The 17,966-nt window shown below is 66.5% G+C and carries 17 protein-coding genes and 2 tRNA genes; 11 read left to right on the top strand and 8 right to left on the bottom strand.

All coding sequences use genetic code 11. The annotated features are described in order from the left end of the window. The first annotated feature begins 2 nt into the window (after positions 1 to 2). The 3 genes from OGL92_RS04470 to OGL92_RS04480 are packed head-to-tail and all read left to right on the top strand — an operon-like array spanning position 3 to position 2,625. Positions 3 to 1,121 carry an alkene reductase gene (locus tag OGL92_RS04470; protein ID WP_263141035.1) on the top strand — a complete coding sequence of 373 codons (1,119 nt, stop codon included), beginning with the start codon at positions 3 to 5 and terminating at the stop codon, positions 1,119 to 1,121. Beyond that, on the top strand, positions 1,118 to 2,317 hold the full coding sequence (locus OGL92_RS04475; protein WP_263141037.1) for an MFS transporter: 1,200 nt from the start codon (positions 1,118 to 1,120) through the stop codon (positions 2,315 to 2,317). The genes OGL92_RS04470 and OGL92_RS04475 overlap by 4 nt, the downstream gene beginning before the upstream one ends. A 41-nt stretch (positions 2,318 to 2,358) precedes the next feature. Then, entirely contained in the window at positions 2,359 to 2,625 is a 267-nt protein-coding gene (locus tag OGL92_RS04480) for a hypothetical protein (protein ID WP_263141040.1), read from the top strand. Positions 2,626 to 2,716: 91 nt separating this feature from the next. Here OGL92_RS04480 and gcvPB read toward each other — a convergent pair whose 3' ends face one another. Then, positions 2,717 to 4,252 (bottom strand): aminomethyl-transferring glycine dehydrogenase subunit GcvPB, encoded by a 1,536-nt coding sequence (gene gcvPB / locus OGL92_RS04485; RefSeq protein WP_263141043.1) that lies wholly within the window; start codon positions 4,250 to 4,252, stop codon positions 2,717 to 2,719. Beyond that, positions 4,245 to 5,654, bottom strand: a complete 1,410-nt coding sequence (gcvPA, locus tag OGL92_RS04490) for an aminomethyl-transferring glycine dehydrogenase subunit GcvPA (RefSeq protein ID WP_263141045.1) — start codon at positions 5,652 to 5,654, stop codon at positions 4,245 to 4,247. Before gcvPA ends, gcvPB begins: the two co-directional genes overlap by 8 nt. Positions 5,655 to 5,755: 101 nt before the next feature. On the opposite strand from gcvPA, the gene OGL92_RS04495 reads away from it, so the two are divergent. Then, positions 5,756 to 6,868: an ATP-NAD kinase family protein gene (locus OGL92_RS04495; protein ID WP_263141046.1), complete on the top strand. Its 1,113-nt coding sequence runs from the start codon at positions 5,756 to 5,758 to the stop codon at positions 6,866 to 6,868. Positions 6,869 to 6,902: 34 nt separating this feature from the next. Continuing rightward, positions 6,903 to 7,850, top strand: coding sequence for a 3-hydroxyacyl-CoA dehydrogenase (locus OGL92_RS04500; RefSeq protein ID WP_263141049.1), 948 nt, complete (start codon positions 6,903 to 6,905; stop codon positions 7,848 to 7,850). Between the two features lie 215 nt (positions 7,851 to 8,065). On the opposite strand, the gene OGL92_RS04505 is transcribed toward OGL92_RS04500, so the two are convergent. Together OGL92_RS04505 and OGL92_RS04510 are read right to left on the bottom strand one after the other, a co-directional pair. After that, positions 8,066 to 8,141, bottom strand: a tRNA-Gly gene (locus tag OGL92_RS04505). Between the two features lie 4 nt (positions 8,142 to 8,145). After that, positions 8,146 to 8,221 (bottom strand) — tRNA-Glu (locus OGL92_RS04510). A 219-nt stretch (positions 8,222 to 8,440) separates the two neighbouring features. Between OGL92_RS04510 and OGL92_RS04515 the strand changes: the two genes are divergently transcribed. Continuing rightward, positions 8,441 to 9,217, top strand: coding sequence for a hypothetical protein (locus OGL92_RS04515; RefSeq protein ID WP_263141051.1), 777 nt, complete (start codon positions 8,441 to 8,443; stop codon positions 9,215 to 9,217). A 37-nt stretch (positions 9,218 to 9,254) separates the two neighbouring features. Further along, positions 9,255 to 9,914, top strand: a complete 660-nt coding sequence (locus tag OGL92_RS04520) for a glutathione S-transferase family protein (RefSeq protein WP_263141054.1) — start codon at positions 9,255 to 9,257, stop codon at positions 9,912 to 9,914. A 54-nt stretch (positions 9,915 to 9,968) separates the two neighbouring features. Here the strand turns inward: OGL92_RS04520 and OGL92_RS04525 are convergent, their stop codons facing one another. Further along, complete coding sequence (locus OGL92_RS04525) at positions 9,969 to 10,451, bottom strand: GAF domain-containing protein (protein WP_263141056.1); 483 nt, start codon at positions 10,449 to 10,451, stop codon at positions 9,969 to 9,971. Further along, a complete protein-coding gene (locus OGL92_RS04530) occupies positions 10,448 to 11,338 on the bottom strand; it encodes an ATP-binding protein (protein ID WP_263141059.1) in 891 nt (296 codons plus the stop codon). The genes OGL92_RS04525 and OGL92_RS04530 overlap by 4 nt, the downstream gene beginning before the upstream one ends. Positions 11,339 to 11,456: 118 nt before the next feature. On the opposite strand from OGL92_RS04530, the gene OGL92_RS04535 reads away from it, so the two are divergent. Beyond that, complete coding sequence (locus OGL92_RS04535) at positions 11,457 to 13,772, top strand: response regulator (RefSeq protein ID WP_263141061.1); 2,316 nt, start codon at positions 11,457 to 11,459, stop codon at positions 13,770 to 13,772. Positions 13,773 to 13,879: 107 nt separating this feature from the next. Here the strand turns inward: OGL92_RS04535 and OGL92_RS04540 are convergent, their stop codons facing one another. Next, positions 13,880 to 14,365 (bottom strand): glutathione peroxidase, encoded by a 486-nt coding sequence (locus OGL92_RS04540; RefSeq protein ID WP_263141064.1) that lies wholly within the window; start codon positions 14,363 to 14,365, stop codon positions 13,880 to 13,882. A 118-nt stretch (positions 14,366 to 14,483) separates the two neighbouring features. Then, on the bottom strand, positions 14,484 to 14,891 hold the full coding sequence (msrB, locus tag OGL92_RS04545; protein WP_263141066.1) for a peptide-methionine (R)-S-oxide reductase MsrB: 408 nt from the start codon (positions 14,889 to 14,891) through the stop codon (positions 14,484 to 14,486). A 289-nt stretch (positions 14,892 to 15,180) separates the two neighbouring features. Between msrB and OGL92_RS04550 the strand changes: the two genes are divergently transcribed. The 3 genes from OGL92_RS04550 to htpX all read left to right on the top strand — a co-directional run bounded on the left by OGL92_RS04550 (position 15,181) and on the right by htpX (position 17,919). Then, positions 15,181 to 16,392: a pyridoxal phosphate-dependent aminotransferase gene (locus tag OGL92_RS04550; protein WP_263141068.1), complete on the top strand. Its 1,212-nt coding sequence runs from the start codon at positions 15,181 to 15,183 to the stop codon at positions 16,390 to 16,392. A gap of 77 nt (positions 16,393 to 16,469) precedes the next feature. Next, positions 16,470 to 16,916, top strand: a complete 447-nt coding sequence (locus OGL92_RS04555; protein WP_263141072.1) for a hypothetical protein — start codon at positions 16,470 to 16,472, stop codon at positions 16,914 to 16,916. A gap of 115 nt (positions 16,917 to 17,031) precedes the next feature. Beyond that, the gene (htpX, locus tag OGL92_RS04560; protein ID WP_263141074.1) at positions 17,032 to 17,919 is read left to right on the top strand and encodes a protease HtpX; all 888 of its coding nucleotides are present in this window, start codon (positions 17,032 to 17,034) and stop codon (positions 17,917 to 17,919) included. Positions 17,920 to 17,966 lie beyond the last annotated feature (47 nt).

Below are 17,966 nucleotides of genomic sequence, written 5' to 3' on the forward strand. Positions count from 1 at the left end.
TCATGCTGTTCACCTCCTATCGCCTGGGCGGCCTGGCGCTTCCCAACCGCATCGTCATGCCCCCGATGACCCGCTCGCGGGCGGCTGCCGGCAATGTGCCCACTGCGTTGATGGCGGAGTATTACGCCCAGCGCGCTTCGGCCGGCCTGATCATCAGCGAGGGTACGCAGATCAGCCAGCAGGGCCAGGGCTACGCCTGGACGCCCGGCATCCACACGCCCGAGCAAATAGCCGGCTGGCGCGGCGTCACCGATGCCGTACATGCCGCCGGCGGGCGCCTCTTCGCGCAGCTCTGGCACGTCGGCCGCGTGTCGCACGTTTCCCTGCAACCCGGTGGCGCGGCGCCCGTATCGTCTTCGCCGCGGGTGGCCGATGGCGTCAAGGTGTTCATCGACCCCGATGGCAAAGGGCCGGAAACCGGCGTCGGCGGAATGGTGCAGCATTCCGTGCCGCGCGCCTTGTCCGAGGCGGAAATCGCCCAAGTCGTACGGGACTTCGCCAGCGCCGCGCGCAACGCGCTGGAGGCCGGCTTCGATGGCGTGGAATTGCATGGCGCCAATGGCTACCTGATCAACCAGTTCATCGACTCCCGGGCGAATACGCGCACGGATGGCTATGGAGGCTCGCTGCCCAATCGGCTGCGATTCTTGCGCGAAGTCAGCGAAGCCGTCGCGGCGGTCACCGGGCCGGAACGCCTGGGGGTGCGCCTGGCACCGCTGACCACGCTGCAAGGGACGGTGGACGACACGCCGCAAGCGACTTACCTGGGCGCCGCCAAAGCGCTCGACGACATCGGCGTGGTTTATCTCCACATCGCCGAAGCCGATTGGGAGGACGCGCCCGAGATGCCACCGGCGTTCAAGGAGGCGTTGCGGTTGATCTATCGCGGCACGCTGATCTACGCGGGCCGATACACGGCCGAGCGCGCCGAAACGGCATTGCACGATGGCTGGGCCGACCTGATCGGCTTTGGCCGGCCCTTCGTCGCCAACCCCGACCTGCCCAACCGCCTGCGGCGAGGTTTGCCGCTGAACGAACCCGATGGCAATCACTTCTTCGGCGGCGCGCAAGTCGGTTACACCGACTACCCGGCCGCCATGGCGGGAAATGACGCGCCATGACCCGGCCCCGGCAATCGCAGCCCGGCATCTGGGCGCTGGCGGTCACGGCCTTTGCCATCGGCGTGGCCGAGTTCATCGTGGTCGGCGTGCTGCCGGCCATCGCTGCCGATCTGGCGATACCGCTGGCGCGGGCAGGCGGCTTGGTCGGGCTGTATGCGCTGGCGCTGGCCATCGGTACGCCGCTGGTGGTGCTCGGGCTGGCGCGATTTCCTGGCAAGCCCGTGCTGCTCGGACTGATCGCTGTTTTCCTGGCGGGCAATCTGCTGTCGGCCGTTTCACACAGCTACGCCATGCTGCTGGGCGGACGCATGGTGACGGCCGTCGCACACGGCAGCTTCTTCGCCATCGGCGCAACGGTGGCGGCGCGCCTGGCCCCCGAGGGCCAGGCCAGCCGCGCCCTGGCGCTGATGTTCGCCGGGCTGACGCTGGCGATGGTGGTGGGCGTGCCTTTGGGTAGCCTGATCGGCAACGCGCTGGGCTGGCGGCTGCCGTTCCTCGCGGTGGCCATGCTGGCGGCAGCGGGCTGGCTGGCGACCTTGCGCTGGGTGCCTGCCCTACCCGCCCGAAAAACCGGCCGGGCCGGCACGCAGTTGGCGGCCTTGGTACGCCCCGAAATCCTGGCGATGATGAGCATCACGGTACTGGGCTTCGGCGCCAGCTTTCCGGCCTTCACCTTCATCACACCCATCCTGACCGGGATCGCCGGCTTCTCGATCCATGGGGCCAGCCTGTCGTTGGTGGTTTTCGGAGCCGCCACCCTGGTGGGCAATCTCGCGGGAGGCCGCTGGGCGGCTCATTGGGGTTGGGCGCCGACGCTGCGATGGATGCTGATCGGGCTGTCGCTTTCGCTCGTCGCGCTGGAGTCGCTGATGCCCTATCGGATGCCGATGGTGGCCTTGCTGTTCGTCTGGGGATTCCTCGCCTTCGGTATGTCGCCGGGGTTTCAGGCCGGCATGCTGGAGACAGCCGAACGCTGGACGCCCCATGCGGTCGGCTTTGCCTCGGCGCTGAATATTTCCGCTTTCAATCTGGGCATCACGCTGGGCGAAACGCTCGGCAGCGCCTTGGTAACGCGGAACGGCATGGCGCTGACGCCGTGGGCAGGCCTGGGCCTGGCGGTGATCGCGCAATTGCCACTGGTGTGGCTGCTGGCGAGATCGAAAAAAGCTCCGGCAGCACCCACGACCGAGGCATAGGGGCCGGGAGGGCACCAGGTCATCGGCACGGCGTGCCGGCCATGGCCGAAGAGCGGCATTTCATCCGCGCGGCCGAGCCTTTGCGCATCGAACAGTCGCCGCTGTCGCGGGTCTTCGTCGCCTGGCAGCAGGCGCGCGACAGCATGAAGGCTACCGCCCTGCTTTCCACGCCCGTTGCGCATCGCGCTGTCCGACGGCATCCCGCCTGTCTGCCGCCGTGCCGAGGAAAAGCCAAAGCCGATTCCGCCGCACCGCTGTCGCAGCGGATCACGGCCCTTGCACGACGCGGCTTTGGCCCGCGCCGATGACGGGGCGGTGACGCCGTCGCCTGGCCCGTCCGGAGCGATCCACTGAGGCGCGGCATCGCCAGGGGCTAGGCACCGGCCCTTTTTTGGCGGGCTATTCGACTCCGTGCTTGCGCTTGTAGGCGCGCCAGGTGGTCGCCCAGCGAGCCGGATCTTCCAGCGGAGCGGGGTCCAGCCGGCCGATGGGGTGATTGTGTGGCGCGGTGCGCACCCGCTCGGGGTCCTCGTAGGCTTCCTGGCACACCTTGGCGAGCACCGCGATCCAGTAGTCCAGGTCCTCCTTGGACCACATCTCCCCCGCCTCGGGGGTGAAGGGTTGCGGGATCACCCAGGGCTCGTGGGCCAGCCAGAAGGCATCCACGCCATAGTCGACCATGCGGTTCTGCACGTCGTAGGCGGTGATCCCGGTCTCCCGCTCCAGGGTCTCCAGGCTGAAGCGCGTCATCTCCAGGCGCCAGGCGTCAATGTGCGGATGGGAACAGCTCACCCCACGGATCCGCGCGAGCGCCTTGCCCATGTAGTTGTTGGCGAGCACCGACAGGTCGGACGCCTCGGCGATGCCTTCGATGCCCATGGCCCTGATCCAGGCGTAGGCCTTGATCATCTGCGGAAGGTTGCCGAGGAATTCGCGGACCCGACCGATGCTGTGGGGCCCGCCCGCGCGCAGATGGAAGCCGTCGTCCTCCTTCACCAGCACGGGGCCCGGCAGGTAGGGCAGCAGCGCCTCGCTGCAACCATAGGCGCCGACCGCCGGCCCGCCGCCGCCCTTGGGCGCGCCGAAGGTCTTGTGCAGCATGAACATGCAGGCGTCGAAGCCCAGGTCGCGCGCGCGGATCTTGCTCATCACCCCATTGAAGTTGGCGTGGTCGTAGAAACACAGGCCGCCGGCCTCGTGGACGATCCGCACCCATTCGGCGATGTCCGGGTTGTAGATGCCCATGTCGTCGGGGTTGTTGATCATCAGCGCCGCGGTCCGCGGCGACACCGCGGCCTTCAGCGCGTCCAGGGAGGGGTAGCCGTTCTCCTCCAGCGGCAGGGTCACGATCTTGAAGCCGGCGGTGGCCGCGGTGGCCGGGTTGCAGGGGTGGGACTGGATGGAGGTGATGATCTCGTCGCGGGTTTCCAACTCGCCGCGGGCCGCATGGTAGGCGCGGGTCACGCAGACATGCAGGAAGGCCGCGTCGGCGCCGCCGGCCGCCTGGAACACGAAGCGATCCATGCCGGACAGCGCGCGCAGGTTCAGCTCCAGGTCGTGCATGATCTGCAGGGAGCCTTGCAGGGTCGCCTCGGCCTGCCGGGGATGCAACTGTGCCACGTCGTCCAGGGCGGTGATCGCCTCGTTGACCCGAGCGTTGTATTTCATGGTGCAGGTGCCGAACAGCGAGATGCCCATCATGCCCAGGGTCTGCTGCGAGAGATGCAGGTAATGCCGCAGCACGTCCGGCTCGGACATTTCCGGCAGCCCCGGCAAGGCCTTGCGGCGCAGCCCGGGCGGAATGCCTTCGAGGTCGACGCCCCCCGCCGGCCGGGGAAAGACCACCCCACGCCGGCCAGCGCGGCCCAGCTCCATCACCACCGGTTCGTCCCACACGGCCGCCTGGTAGCGACGCAATTCGACGGGCTCAGTCATGGCTCAGTACCTCGCTCAGGGTTTGGATCAGACGGTCGAGGTCGGCGTCATCGTGCAATTCGGTCACGCAGTACAGGGCGCATTGGCCGAGCCCCGGGAATTCCCCGCTGAGGTCGTGCCCGCCGAAGATGCCACGGGCGACCAGCGCCTCGTTGATCGCCGCGACGGTCTTGCCGCTGGCGTTGAAATCCACCACGAACTCCTTGAAGAAGGCCTCGCCATGGCGGATCGCGACGCCCGGCAACTCGCCGAGCCGGCGCGCCGCGGCATGGGCTTGGCTGACGATCAGCTCGCCCACCTCGCGGAAGCCCTGCGGCCCCATCAGGGACATATAGACGGCGTTGGCGATCGCCCACAGATAGACCGAATTGCCGGTCCAGTCCTTGCCGTTCTCGCGGGCGCCGTAGGAAGACTGCTCGGCCAGGGACAAGCCGAAACCGCGCTCGCCGGGACGCAGGGTGGTGGTCAGGCTGATCAACAGGGTCGGGTACTCGCGGGCATAGCGCTCTTCGTCACGGGTGGCGATGAAACCGCCCAGCCCGCCGCCGCCGTACATGGGAATGCCCAGGGTCTGGGTGGTGCCCACCACGATGTCGGCGCCGTAGTCGGGCGGCGGCGCCAGCACGCCGAGGGAAATCGGGTCGACCCCGACGACGAACTCCGCCCCCTGCCCGTGGACCAGCGCCGCGACCTCCTCGACCGCCGCCTCGATCAGGCCGAAGTAACTGGGCATCTCCAGGTAGACCGCCGCCACGCGCTCGTCGAGCCTGGCGCGCAGGTCGTGCAGGTCCAGTCCGCCGCTCGCCGGGTCGGCGGCGATGAATTCGATCGTCAATTCCCCCGTCATCGCCGGCTCGCAGTAGTTGCGGATGACCGCCAGGCGCTCCGGGTCGATGATTTCCGGCAGCAGCACCACGCGGCGCCCGGTGAGCCGCGAGGCCATGCGCAGGGCGTGACCGGCGGCGCATCCCCAGCTGTAGACCGGCAGGCCGACGTAGTCGCAGTTCACCAGTTCGCCGAGCTGGCTGCTGAACTCGAACCAGGCCTGGCAGCGACCCTGGTCCGACGAGGGCGTGCCCCACACCGAGGTGAGGAACTCGCTTCGTCCGACGATTTCGTTGCAAATGGCCGGCACGTGATGACGCCAGCACCCGCCGCCCAGGAAGCTCAGGGTGTCGGCGCAATTGCGATTACGCGCCAGGATGTCCTTGAGATGTCGACCCAGGGCCATTTCAGAGCGCATGGCGCCCATTAGTTCGGGAAGTTCGGCGAGTCGATGGGCTGTGGGAATTTGCTCGAAGAGCGCCTCGATATCCTGGACCCCCACCGCATCCAGCATCTCCTGCTTGATGGAAGCCAGCGAGTTGGCCATGAACGGATGTGCTGTTGCGGATTGACTCATGCTGCCTCCGAACGCAATAGTAGGAAAATGCGAACCTTAGTTTGCATCGCGCACAATCGATCCTGCAACGCTTTCGCAGTCAATCTTCGACGAGGCATGCCATGGGTTTCACACTGGGGCTGGTGATCAACCCCTTCGCCGGCCTGGGCGGAGCGGTCGGCCTGAAGGGCAGCGACGGTGCCGAGGTGGTCGCCCGAGCCCGCCGGCTGGGTGCCCACGGTAACGCGCCCGCCCGCGCCCTGCGGGCCTTGCAGCGGCTGGCCGGCAGCCAGATGGAAGTGATCACCGCCACCGGCGAACTGGGCGAGCAGGTCTGCCGAGAAGCCGGGATCGAAGCGCGGGTGATCGGCCCGCCGCACCCGCAGGGCTCGGCTCGCGACACTCAAGACGCCTGCGCGGCCTTCCTCGAGGAAGGCGTCGACCTGCTGCTGTTCGCCGGCGGCGACGGTACCGCGCGCGACGTGGCGCAGGCCCTGGCGGGTGCTCCGCAGCCGCCGCCGATCCTCGGCATTCCCTGCGGCGTGAAGATGTATTCCGGGGTGTTCGCGCTGTCCCCGGAGCATGCCGGCGAACTGGCGCTGCGTTATGCGAGCGGACGGATCGACACCCAAGAGGCGGAACTGCTCGACATCGACGAAAGCGCCTCGCGGGCCGACCGGGTCAGCACCCGATTGCATGGCTATGCCCGGGTGCCCGCCGACAGGCAGCACCTGCAAAGCGCCAAGGCCTCCGGCGCGAATCCCGACCGCGCCGCCGAAGCCGTCGCCGCGGCCTTCGCCGAGACCCTGCGGGGGGACCACCTCTACATCCTCGGGCCGGGGCGGACGATCCAGGCCCTGGCCGAGCGGCTGAACGGCCAGGCCACGCTGCTGGGGGTGGACGCTTACCTGGGACGCGAGCTGGTCTGCCGCGACGCCAGCGAAACCGAACTGCTGGCACTGGCGGCGCGCCATCCCACCCACGTCGTGGTCAGCGTGACCGGCGGCCAGGGCTGCCTGTTCGGCCGCGGCAATCAACAGATCGGCCCCCGGCTGCTGGCGAACCTGCCCGCGGATCGCCTGCACGTCCTGGCGAGCAGCGCGAAAATCGCCGCCCTGCCCCAGGGCCGCCTGTTCGTCGACAGCGGCGACCCGCAACTGGACGCTCGCCTCAGCGGCTTCATCCGGGTCCATACCGCGCCCGGCAGGAGCGCCATGGTCCGCGTCGTTCATTGAGAATCCCTTCCACTCCCCGAAACAGGACCCGCCCATGAACCCCTCTTCACCCGTGGTCGCCGTGATCGGCGCCGGCAGCATCGGCGTGGCCTTCGCCATCGTCTTCGCCCGCGCCGGCTGGACCCTGCGCCTGCAAGACCCCGACCCTCAAAGATTGAAAACGGCCCTGGACGAGGTCGCCGATCGCTGCGCCGACCTCTCGCGCTACGGCCTGCTCGAGGAAACGCCCTCGGCGCTGTGCGCACGGATCAGCCTGCACGCCGACCTGGAGACGGCGGTCGCCGACGCCAGCCTGGTCCAGGAATGCGCCCCGGAGCGCCTCGACCTCAAGGTCGAGCTGTTCCGCCGACTCGACGCCTGCGCGCCCGCCTCGGCGATCCTCGCCAGTTCCTCGTCGGCGCTGCCCAGCTCGCGCTTCGCCGGGGAGCTGCCCGGCCGCGCCCGCTGCCTCGTGGCGCACCCCGGCAACCCCCCTTACCTGCTGCCGGTGATCGAGATCGTCCCGGCTCCGTTCACCGAGCCCGACGTCGTCGAGCGCGCCTCGGCGCTCTACGCCGAGGCCGGCCTGTCGCCGATACGCCTGAACCGGGAGATCGAGGGCTTCGTCTTCAATCGCCTGCAGGGCGCGCTGTTGCGCGAGGCCTATTGCCTGGTGCGCGACGGTATAAGCTCGGTGGCGGATATCGACAAGGTGGTCAGCCAGGGGCTCGGCTTGCGCTGGGCCTTCATGGGCCCTTTCGAGACCGTCGACCTCAACACCCGCGGCGGCATCGGCTCCCACGCCCAGAAAATGGGACCCGCCTACGCCCGCATGGGCGCGGAACGCGGTCAACAGGACCCCTGGACGGCGGAGCTGGTCGCCACCGTCGAAAGCCAGCGACGCGCCCTGGTGCCTCTGGAAGATTGGGAGGAACGGGTGGCTTGGCGTGATCGCCAGCTCATGCAGGCCGCACGCGAACGGGCGAAACGCGACCGCGACTGACACCGACACGAGCGATGCGGCAAGGACGCCGCAGGCCACGACGCTTGCAGAGTGATCACGCCCTGGCGGGGAACGAGCGCAGAAAGGCGGGCCGCGAATAACGCGACAGGACGCCACGCCGGAGGAATTTTCAGTGGAGCGGAAACGAAAAAAGAGGCCTTTCGGCCTCTTCTTCGATGAGTCATGGACCTTGGTGAAGTCCATTGCTCCAGATTTGGAGCGGGAAACGAGACTCGAACTCGCGACCCCGACCTTGGCAAGGTCGTGCTCTACCAACTGAGCTATTCCCGCAATATGGCGTCCCCTAGGGGACTCGAACCCCTGTTACCGCCGTGAAAGGGCGGTGTCCTAGGCCACTAGACGAAGGGGACGCGGCCCGGAACTTACAACAGATTTTCCGGCTTCCGGCGTTTCGCTTTAGGCTTTACGCTGGAAGTGGCGCGCATTTTATGGAGCCGTTCGGGGTTCGTCAACCCTTCGATAAAAATTTTTCAAATCAACGACTTCGAGCCAATTCGCGACACCTCTCTATCAGCGTTTTGACTAAGGCACTACACTCGGGCGAAAGCCGCCCATGGGAGAACGTAACGGTGTCGCCACTCCTGATTACCAGCTTGATCGTCGTTGTCGTCGTGGCCTTGTTCGGCATCGGTTACATCAACCACATGATGGAAAGCAGCAAGCTGGAAAAGGCCCGGCTCAAGGCCGACCTGAGCGATCGCCTGCGGCGCTGCGCGGAGGTGTCCGACTCGCTGCCGGGGCAATTGATGTCGCCCGCGCTGAAGCTGATGCTCACCCGGCTGCTCATGCAACTCAGCGAACGCATGGCGCTGGTGGATAAAGGCAACGCGGCGCTGCAAGCCCGCCTCCAGGAACTGCGCGCCGAGGTCGCCAAGGGCGACGCCATCACCGTCGGCAATCTCGTCCAGCCGGTGCTCAGCGAAGCCAAGGCCAAGGAAGTCAGGTTCCTCCTGGAAACCCTCCACGGCCAACTCGGCCGGGCGGTGAAGGACGGTTTCCTGCAGCCCATCGAAGCCAAGAGCTGGGCCAAGGAACTGCGCCATATGCTGGTCTACCTGCACGTCGAGTTCTTCACCAACATGGGCCAGCAGTTGCTCATGCAGAAGCAGCCGCGCCAGGCCAGGTTGTCCTTCGAACGGGGCGTGCAGTACCTGCGCAAGCAGCCGGAACCCGGCCATTACCAGAAGCAGCTGTCCCAGTTGCAAGCCCATCTGGAGAAAGCCACGGCCCTGGTGATGGAGGACAACGCCAACCCGGAGGACGAGGAAAACAGCCAACTCAACGACGGGCTCAAGGAGCTGACGGAAGAAGAAGATATCTGGCGCAAGAAGAACTTCTACGAGTGACTCACCTTTTCGCTACGGGACAACCCGAGGACATCCGATGAGTTTGACGTTGTACGGCGCTCCGCTTTCTCCCTTCGTCCGCAAAGTGCGCCTGTTCCTGGCCGAGCAGGCGCTCGACTACCATCTGGAAATGGTCACGCCCTGGGCCGCCCCCGCCTGGTATCGCGAATTGAACCCGCTGGCGCGGATCCCCGCCCTGCGCGACGGCGATTTCACCCTCGCTGACTCCAGCGTCATCTGCCAATACCTCCAGGACAAGCACACCGACCGCCAGCCCTTGTGCGGGTCCGATCCCGAGGCCCGCGCGCGGGTGCGCTGGCTGGAGAAATACGCCGACTACGAGTTGGCGCCGCTCACCACCTTCGGTGTGTTCCGCAACCGGGTGCTGAAACCCATCATGGGCAAAGCGAGCGACGAGGCGGCCGTGCAGGCTCACCTGGAGAAACTGCCGCCGCACCTCGACTACCTCGAAAGGGCCCTGGGCGATGCCGATTATTTCGTCGGAGGGGCTTTGAGCGTCGCGGACCTGGCGACGGTCTGCCAGTGGGTGAACCTGGAGTACGCCGGCGAGACGCTGGACGAGCAGCGCTGGCCAAAGCTCGCCGCGCATTACGCCCGGATCAAGGCACGCCCCCTGGTGCGAGACCTGCTGACCGGCGAGCGGCAGGTGCTCGCGCAGCTGTGCGGCGCCCGCTGACGCCGCGCACTACGCGCCTGAGGGTTCGCCCCCCGACGCACCCTCAGGCCTTCGTCAGCCATCGCTGGCGCGCAGAAAGATCTCCGCCAATCGCTCTATCCCCGCCTGATCCTCTGCGCTGAAGCGCGCCGTTTTCGGACTGTCCAGGTCGAGCACGCCGATCAGCCGGTCGCCGTCGAGCAACGGCACCACCAGTTCGCTGTTGGAAGCGCTGTCGCAGGCGATGTGCCCGGGGAAGGCGTGCACGTCCTCGACGCGCTGGGTCGACCTGGTCAGCGCCGCCGCGCCACAGACGCCCTTGCCGAACGGAATGCGCACGCACGCGACCTTGCCCTGGAATGGCCCGAGGACCAGTTGATCCTGCTTGTTCAGGTAGAACCCCGCCCAGTTCAGATCCGGCAACTCGTGGTAGAGGAACGCGGCGAACTGCGAGGCGTTGGCGATGAAGTCGCGCTCGTCGGCCAGCAGGGCTTCCAACTGGGCCGCCAGCAACCCATAGCCTTGCAGACCCGCGCCGGCGTGTTGCAAATCGATCATGGCGAAGACTCCAGCAAGGCGGTGCCGACCCACTGGCGGGCGAATTGGTAGGCGCAGCGGCCGTTGCGATTGCCCCGCCCCAGCGCCCAGCGAATGGCGAGCTTGCCCAGCTCGTCGTCCCACTGCCAGTCGAGCTGCGCCGACGCGGCCAGCACCTCGATCCAGTGCCGCACCACCGCCAGGTAATGATCCTGGGTGAAGGGATAGAAAGACAGCCAGAGGCCGAACCGGTCGGAAAGCGCGATCTTGTCCTCCACCGCTTCGTTCGGATGCAGTTCGCCGTCCACCCGTTTCCAGTTCTCGTTGTCGCTTTCGTGCTCCGGCACCAGGTGGCGGCGATTGGAGGTGGCGTACAACAGCACGTTGTCCGGCGCGCGCTCCAAGGAACCGTCCAGCACGCTCTTCAGCACGCGGAAATCGCCCTCCCCGGCGTCGAACGACAGGTCGTCGCAGAACAGCACGAAGCGCTGCGGCAAGCCCGCCAGGCACTCCACCAGCCGCGGCAGATCGGCCAGGTGGTCGCGCTCGATCTCGATCAGGCGCAGGCCAGCCGCTGCGTGCTCGCCGAGCAGCGCGCGTACCAGCGAGGATTTTCCGGTGCCGCGCGCGCCCCACAGCAGCGCGTGGTTGGCCGGCAGGCCGGCGACGAACTGGCGGGTGTTGCGCGCCAGGTGCTCGCGCTGGGTATCGATGCCGATCAGGTCGGTCAGATCCAGGTCGAGGCTGACCTGCAACGGCTGCAGGTAGCCGCTACGGCCCTCGCGGTGCCAACGGGCCGCGAGACACTGGGTCCAGTCGATGACCGGCGGCTGGGCCGGCAACAGGGGATCGAGGCGTGCCAGCACTTGGTCGACACGGTCAAGAAAATCATTCAGACGGGAATCCACACGCTACTCCTAGGCTTCGGCGCACCGGACGCTCGCGCGCCGGCGCAGGACGGGTCTACCGGGACGGGGGATAGGCTATGCTTGGGCTGCGCAGGGAACAAGGCCGAGTTTGTAGCCCATGGATATATCGCTCACCCAACGCCTGTCATTCAAACAAGCCAGTCTGACGGTGTTGGTGGCGTTCATGCTCGGCCTGCTGCTCAGCCTGATCCAGGTCGGCATCGACTTCGCGACCGAAGATGCCTCCATCGACCGGGAAATTCGCACGCTTCTGGAAATCAGCCACAGTCCCGCCGCACGCATCGCCTACAACATCGACGCCGAGCTGGCCCAGGAACTGGTGCTCGGCTTGCTGCGCTCGCCGGCGGTGATCGGCGCGGAGATCGTCGACAACAGCGGCATGGTCCTGGCCCGGGTGAAACGACCCCGCAGCGAAAGCGGCGACCGGATGTTGAGCGACTTCCTCTTCGGCGAACGCCGCTACTTCACCGATCCGCTGTACATCACTCACGCCCCGCTGGAAAACCTCGGCACCCTCAACCTGGAAATCGACACCTACGCGTTCGGCAGCAGCTTCCTGCGTCGCGCGCTGCTGACCCTGGTGGTCGGCTTCGTGCGCAGCCTGCTGCTGTCGCTGATCCTCCTGGTGCTGTTCTACGCCATGCTGACCAAGCCGCTGGTCGGGCTGATCCGCTCGCTCAGCGAACGCGACATCCTCTCCTTGGCGCGGGATCGCCTCCCTTGCCCACCAGGCCATGAGAAGGACGAGATCGGCGTGCTGGTGGAAGTGACCAATCGCCAACTGGCCAGTATCGCCAGCGAGAACGAGCAACGTCGGCAGGCCGAGGATCGCCTGACCGGGTACCTAGGCGAATTGGAAAACATCGTCTCCGAGCGCACCGCGGCGCTCAAGGCCGCCAATGATCGCCTCAGCCAGTCCAACCAGGAACTCGATGTCGCTCGCGCCCAGGCGCTGGAAATGGCCCAGGCGCGCGCCGCCTTCGTGGCGAACATGAGCCACGAGATCCGCACCCCGCTGAATGGCCTGCTCGGCATGCTGGCGCTGGCCCTGGACGGCCCCTTGAGCGACGAGCAGCGCCAGCAACTGGATATCGCCTACGACTCCGGCGAAGTCCTGGTGGAGCTGCTCAACGATATTCTCGACCTGTCCAAGTTCGAGGCCGGGCAACTGGAGCTGGAGCGCATTCCGTTCGACCTCGGCGCCCTGGTGGAGGAAACCGCCAGCCTGCTGTCGCAGAACGCGTCGCCGGGGGTCGAGCTGACCTGCCTGATCGACCCCCAGTTGCCGGCCATGGTCCACGGCGACCCGACCCGGGTACGCCAGGTGGTCAGCAACCTGCTGTCCAATGCCCTCAAGTTCACCCGTTTCGGCCGCGTGGATGTCCGCGTCGCACCGAGCGCCACCGGCATCAGCATCGCGGTGCGCGACACCGGCATCGGCATTTCCGCCGACACCCTGCCGCGACTGTTCCAGCCCTTCGCCCAGGGCGGCGCGATCATCACCCGCCAGTACGGCGGCACCGGGCTGGGCCTGGCCCTGACCCGCAAGCTCTGCGAAGCCATGCGCGGCGCCCTGGAGGTCAGCTCCAGCGAAGGCCTGGGCAGCCAGTTCGTCGCCGAGCTGCCGTTGCCGACCCATACGCCACCGCTGCACTGGGCGCCGCTCCAGGGCCAGGCCTTGCTGCTGTGCGCGGCCAACAGCGGGCTGATGGACATGCTCAAGGCCTGGCTGCCGGCCTGGGGACTGGGATTCCAGCCTCTGGGTGAGCAGCCGCCAAGCGTCCACGCCGACCTGGTCATCGGCGACAGCCCCGAGCGCCTGCTCGAACTGCGCCCGGCGTTGCCGGTGCCTTTCCTGCTGGTCACCGCCTACGGAAGCTTCATGCCGAGCGCGCAAAGCGCGGCCCTGACACCCATGGAGCAACTGCCCCGGCCGCTGTCGCGCAGCACGCTGTACCACGCGCTGCGCCGTGCGCTGCACCAGGAACCCGCGGCTCCGGCGGCGATCAGCGCCCGTCCCCCCACCGTGCGGCGCAATGCCCACATCCTGCTGGTCGAGGACAACCCGGTGAATCAGTTGGTGGCCAAGGGGATGCTGAGCAAGCTCGGGTGTGAAGTGAGCGTCGCCGGGCATGGCGAGGAGGCGTTGAATTACCTGTCCCAGGCGTCGGTCGACCTGATCCTGATGGACTGCAACATGCCGGTGATGGATGGCTACGAAGCCAGCCGGCGAATCCGCCAGAGCGGCCGCTGGCCGGAGCTGCCGATCATCGCCTTGACCGCCAACGCGCTGCCGGACGAGCGCGAGCGCTGCCGTGCCGCCGGCATGAACGATTACCTGGCGAAGCCCTTCCGCCGCGAGGATCTGATCGCACTGCTGGATACCTGGCTGCCGGCGGCGCAACCGAGCTAGCGGCTTCTTGCGCGGCGGATCGCGCAGGGAGGATTCGGCATGCGTCGCGCAAAGATGGCTCCGCGCAGCGCGAGGGTTCGGGAATCAGCGGCCCGGAAGACGCGCAGTCACTTCAGCAGGGCCTCGATCGCGCCGGCCAGCGCCTCGGGCTTGGTGGTGGGGGCGAAGCGTTCGACCTGCTGGCCGTCGCGGCCGATCAGGAACTTGGTGAAATTCCACTTGATGCCCTGGCTGCCCAGCACACCGGGCGCGCGCCGTTTCAACTGCACGAACAGTGGGTGGGCATCCGCACCGTTGACTTCCACCTTCTTGAACAGGGGGAAACTCACCCCGTAATTCAGCTCGCAGAATTGCGAGATGGCGCCCTCGTCGCCCGGTTCCTGCTTGCCGAACTGGTTGCAGGGGAACCCCAGCACCACCAGGCCGCGATCCTTATAGCGCTGCCAGAGGGCTTCGAGCCCCTGGTACTGGGGAGTGAAGCCGCACTTGCTGGCGGTGTTGACCACCAGCACCGCCTTGCCGGCGAAGTCGGCCAGGGTTTTCCGTTCGCCCTTGAGGGTGGTGCAGGGTATATCGAGAAGGGATTCGCCCATGTCGGCCGCTCCGTGTGAAGTCGAACGCGAAGAGTAGCCTTGCGGCGCGGTCCATGCGCGGGGGAAATCGGGTGGATCAGGCCCGCTGATGAGCGGGCCGCACCCGGGATTATGGCGCTCAGGCGGAAGGAGGGTCGCGGGGCTCGAGTTTCAGCGAGACCGAGTTGATGCAATAACGCATCCCGGTCGGCCGCGGACCATCGGGAAAGACATGGCCAAGGTGGGCGTCGCACTTGGCACAGGTCACCTCGATGCGCCGCATGCCATGGCTGTTGTCCTCCTTCTCGCGGATCGCCTCGGCGGAAACCGGCTGGAAATAGCTCGGCCATCCGCTGCCCGAGTCGTACTTGGCATCGGAATCGAACAGGGCCGTGCCGCAGCAGGCGCAGTGATAGATGCCGGGTGTCTTGGTGTCGTGGTACTCGCCGGTGAAGGCGCGCTCGGTGCCGCCCAGCCGGCAGACGTGAAACTGCTCCTCGGACAATTCCTCGCGCCAGGACTCCAGGGGTTTATCCAGCTTTTCCATAGGTCACCTCGTAGTGAAAAAAGCCCCGCGCGCACCTTTTCCGGTGGGGGGGGCCGCACGTATGATGCGTCACTCTTGGACCTTCCGCAGACGCGCGCGTGCAGCTCGCAAGACGGAAGGATCAACGACATTCGCCGCCATTCCGGCCAGATCGGAGCGCCAGATCCATGGCGCCGGGCGGGGAACATCGCCGTTCACCTGCGCTAGATGGACGCTTCGCGCGTCCTTTTCAAGGCTCGGCCGGCCGCGTCGCCCGATCCGCAGCGTCTTTCACTCGGGAATCAGGTTCATGCAGGTCAGCAAATCGAACAAGCTCGCCAACGTCTGCTACGACATCCGCGGACCGGTGCTCAAGCACGCCAAACGCCTTGAAGAGGAAGGCCAGCGCATCCTCAAGCTGAACATCGGCAACCCGGCGCCGTTCGGGTTCGAGGCGCCGGAGGAAATCCTCCAGGACGTGATCCGCAACCTGCCGACGGCCCAGGGCTACAGCGACTCGAAAGGCCTGTTCAGCGCCCGCAAGGCGGTGATGCAGTACTACCAGCAGAAACAAGTGGAAGGCGTCGGCATCGAGGACATCTACCTCGGCAATGGCGTGTCCGAGCTGATCGTGATGGCCATGCAGGCCCTGCTCAACAACGGCGACGAGGTGCTGATCCCGGCGCCGGACTACCCGCTGTGGACCGCGGCGGTCGCCCTGGCCGGCGGCAAGCCGGTGCATTACCTGTGCGACGAGCAGGCCGACTGGTTTCCCGATCTCGCCGACATGCGGGCGAAAATCACGCCCAACACCAAGGCCATCGTGCTGATCAACCCCAACAACCCGACCGGCGCGGTGTACTCCAAGGACGTGCTGGAAGGCATCGTCGAACTGGCCCGGCAACACGGCCTGGTGCTGTTCTCCGACGAGATCTACGACAAGATCCTGTACGACCAGGCCGTGCACATCGCCACCGCCTCCCTCGCCCCGGACGTGCTCTGCCTGACCTTCAACGGCCTGTCGAAATCCTACCGGGTCGCGGGTTTCCGCTCCGGCTGGCTGGCGATTTCCGGCCCCAAGCATTGCGCGCAAAGCTACATCGAGGGCCTCGACATCCTCGCCAACATGCGCCTGTGCGCCAACGTCCCCGCGCAGCACGCGATCCAGACCGCGCTGGGCGGCTACCAGAGCATCAACGACCTGGTGTTGCCGGCCGGGCGCCTGCTGGAACAGCGTAACCGCACCTGGGAGCTGCTCAACGACATTCCCGGCGTCAGTTGCGTCAAGCCCATGGGCGCGCTCTATGCCTTCCCGAGGATCGACCCCAAGATCTGCCCGATCCATAACGACGAGAAGTTCGTCCTCGACTTGCTGCTGTCCGAGAAACTGCTGATCGTCCAGGGCACCGCCTTCAACTGGCCCTGGCCGGATCACTTCCGGGTAGTCACCCTGCCGCGGGTCGACGACCTGGAGCAGGCGATCGGCCGCATCGGGCATTTCCTCAAGAGCTATCGCCAATAGACGCCGACCGCCCCCGAAGCCGCGCGGCCGGTTCGCAGCGGCTCCGGCCCCCCACACTCCCCAGCCAGGCTTTCACCATGGACCTGCACATCGACGACTTCTACAAGGACTGCACCAGCGGCTTGCTGCACCTGTACCAGGCGTTCCCGCGCAAGGTAGCCCTGTACGTGGAGGACCTGATCGGCCTGGAAGAGCCGGACGAGTTCGGCCTGCCGAGCAAGCGCCACCAGGGTTGCCTGGGCGCGTTGCTGTGGCTGGCCGAGGAAGGCTATATCCGCTTCGATTCGGCCATTCGCTACGAGGCCCTGGACCAGGCGGTGCTCAGCGAAAAGGGCTTCCTGCGCCTGTCGCGCAGCCTCCCCCACGCGTTGGCCGCGGGCGACGCGCTCCCGCCCAGCGTGCGGCGCGTCCATGGCACCCTCGCCTATCAATTGCGCGAAGCGCTGCTCGCCGGCAACACCGAGCGCCTCGCCCGGCTGATCCGCCATCTGTTCGAAAGCCGCCTGCCCGACCCGGGCGAATGAGCCCCAGCGCCGGCAAGCGACACAGTTTGAAATAGCTGCAAGTTGAATCGAGGTCGGGTGCCCCTTATATAACCCGGCATAACTATGTCTTCGCCGTGAGGAGTCCGTTCCGACCATGATGCGCATCCTGCTGTTCCTAGCCACCAATATGGCGGTGGTGCTGATTGCCAGCATCACCCTGAGCCTTCTGGGCTTCAACGGTTTCATGGCGGCCAACGGGATCGATCTCAACCTCGGTAGCCTGCTGGTGTTCTGCGCCGTGTTCGGCTTCGCCGGTTCGCTGTTCTCGCTGTTCATCTCCAAGTGGATGGCGAAAATGAGCACCGGCACCGAGATCATCAGCCAGCCGCGCACTCGTCACGAGCAGTGGCTGTTGCAAACCGTCGAACAACTGTCCCGCGATGCCGGCATCAAGATGCCCGAGGTGGGGATTTTCCCCGCCTACGAATCCAACGCCTTCGCCACCGGCTGGAACAAGAACGATGCCCTGGTGGCGGTCAGCCAGGGCCTGCTGGAGCGTTTCTCGCCGGACGAAGTCAAGGCGGTGCTGGCCCACGAAATTGGCCACGTGGCGAATGGCGACATGGTCACCCTGGCGCTGATGCAGGGCGTGGTGAACACCTTCGTGATGTTCTTCGCACGGATCTTCGGCAACTTCGTCGACCGGGCGATCTTCAAGAACGAAGAAGGCCATGGCATCGCCTACTATGTCGCCACCATCGTCGCGGAGCTGGTGCTGGGCATCCTCGCCAGCATCATCGTCATGTGGTTCTCCCGCAAACGCGAATTCCGTGCCGACGAAGCCGGTGCCCGCTTGGCCGGCAATGCCGCGATGATCGGCGCCCTGCAACGCCTGCGCGCCGAACAGGGCGTCCCGGTGCAGATGCCCGACAGCCTCGCCGCCTTCGGCATCAACGGCGCCCTCAAGCACGGTTTGGCCGGCCTGTTCATGAGCCACCCGCCCCTCGAGGAGCGTATCGAGGCGCTGCGTCGGCGCGGTTGAATCCGGCGGCGGAAGAAGGCGGCTCGACAGCCGCCTTTTTTCTTGTC

The sequence above is a fragment of the Pseudomonas sp. RIT-PI-AD genome (assembly GCF_025642785.1).
Classification (GTDB): domain Bacteria; phylum Pseudomonadota; class Gammaproteobacteria; order Pseudomonadales; family Pseudomonadaceae; genus Pseudomonas_T.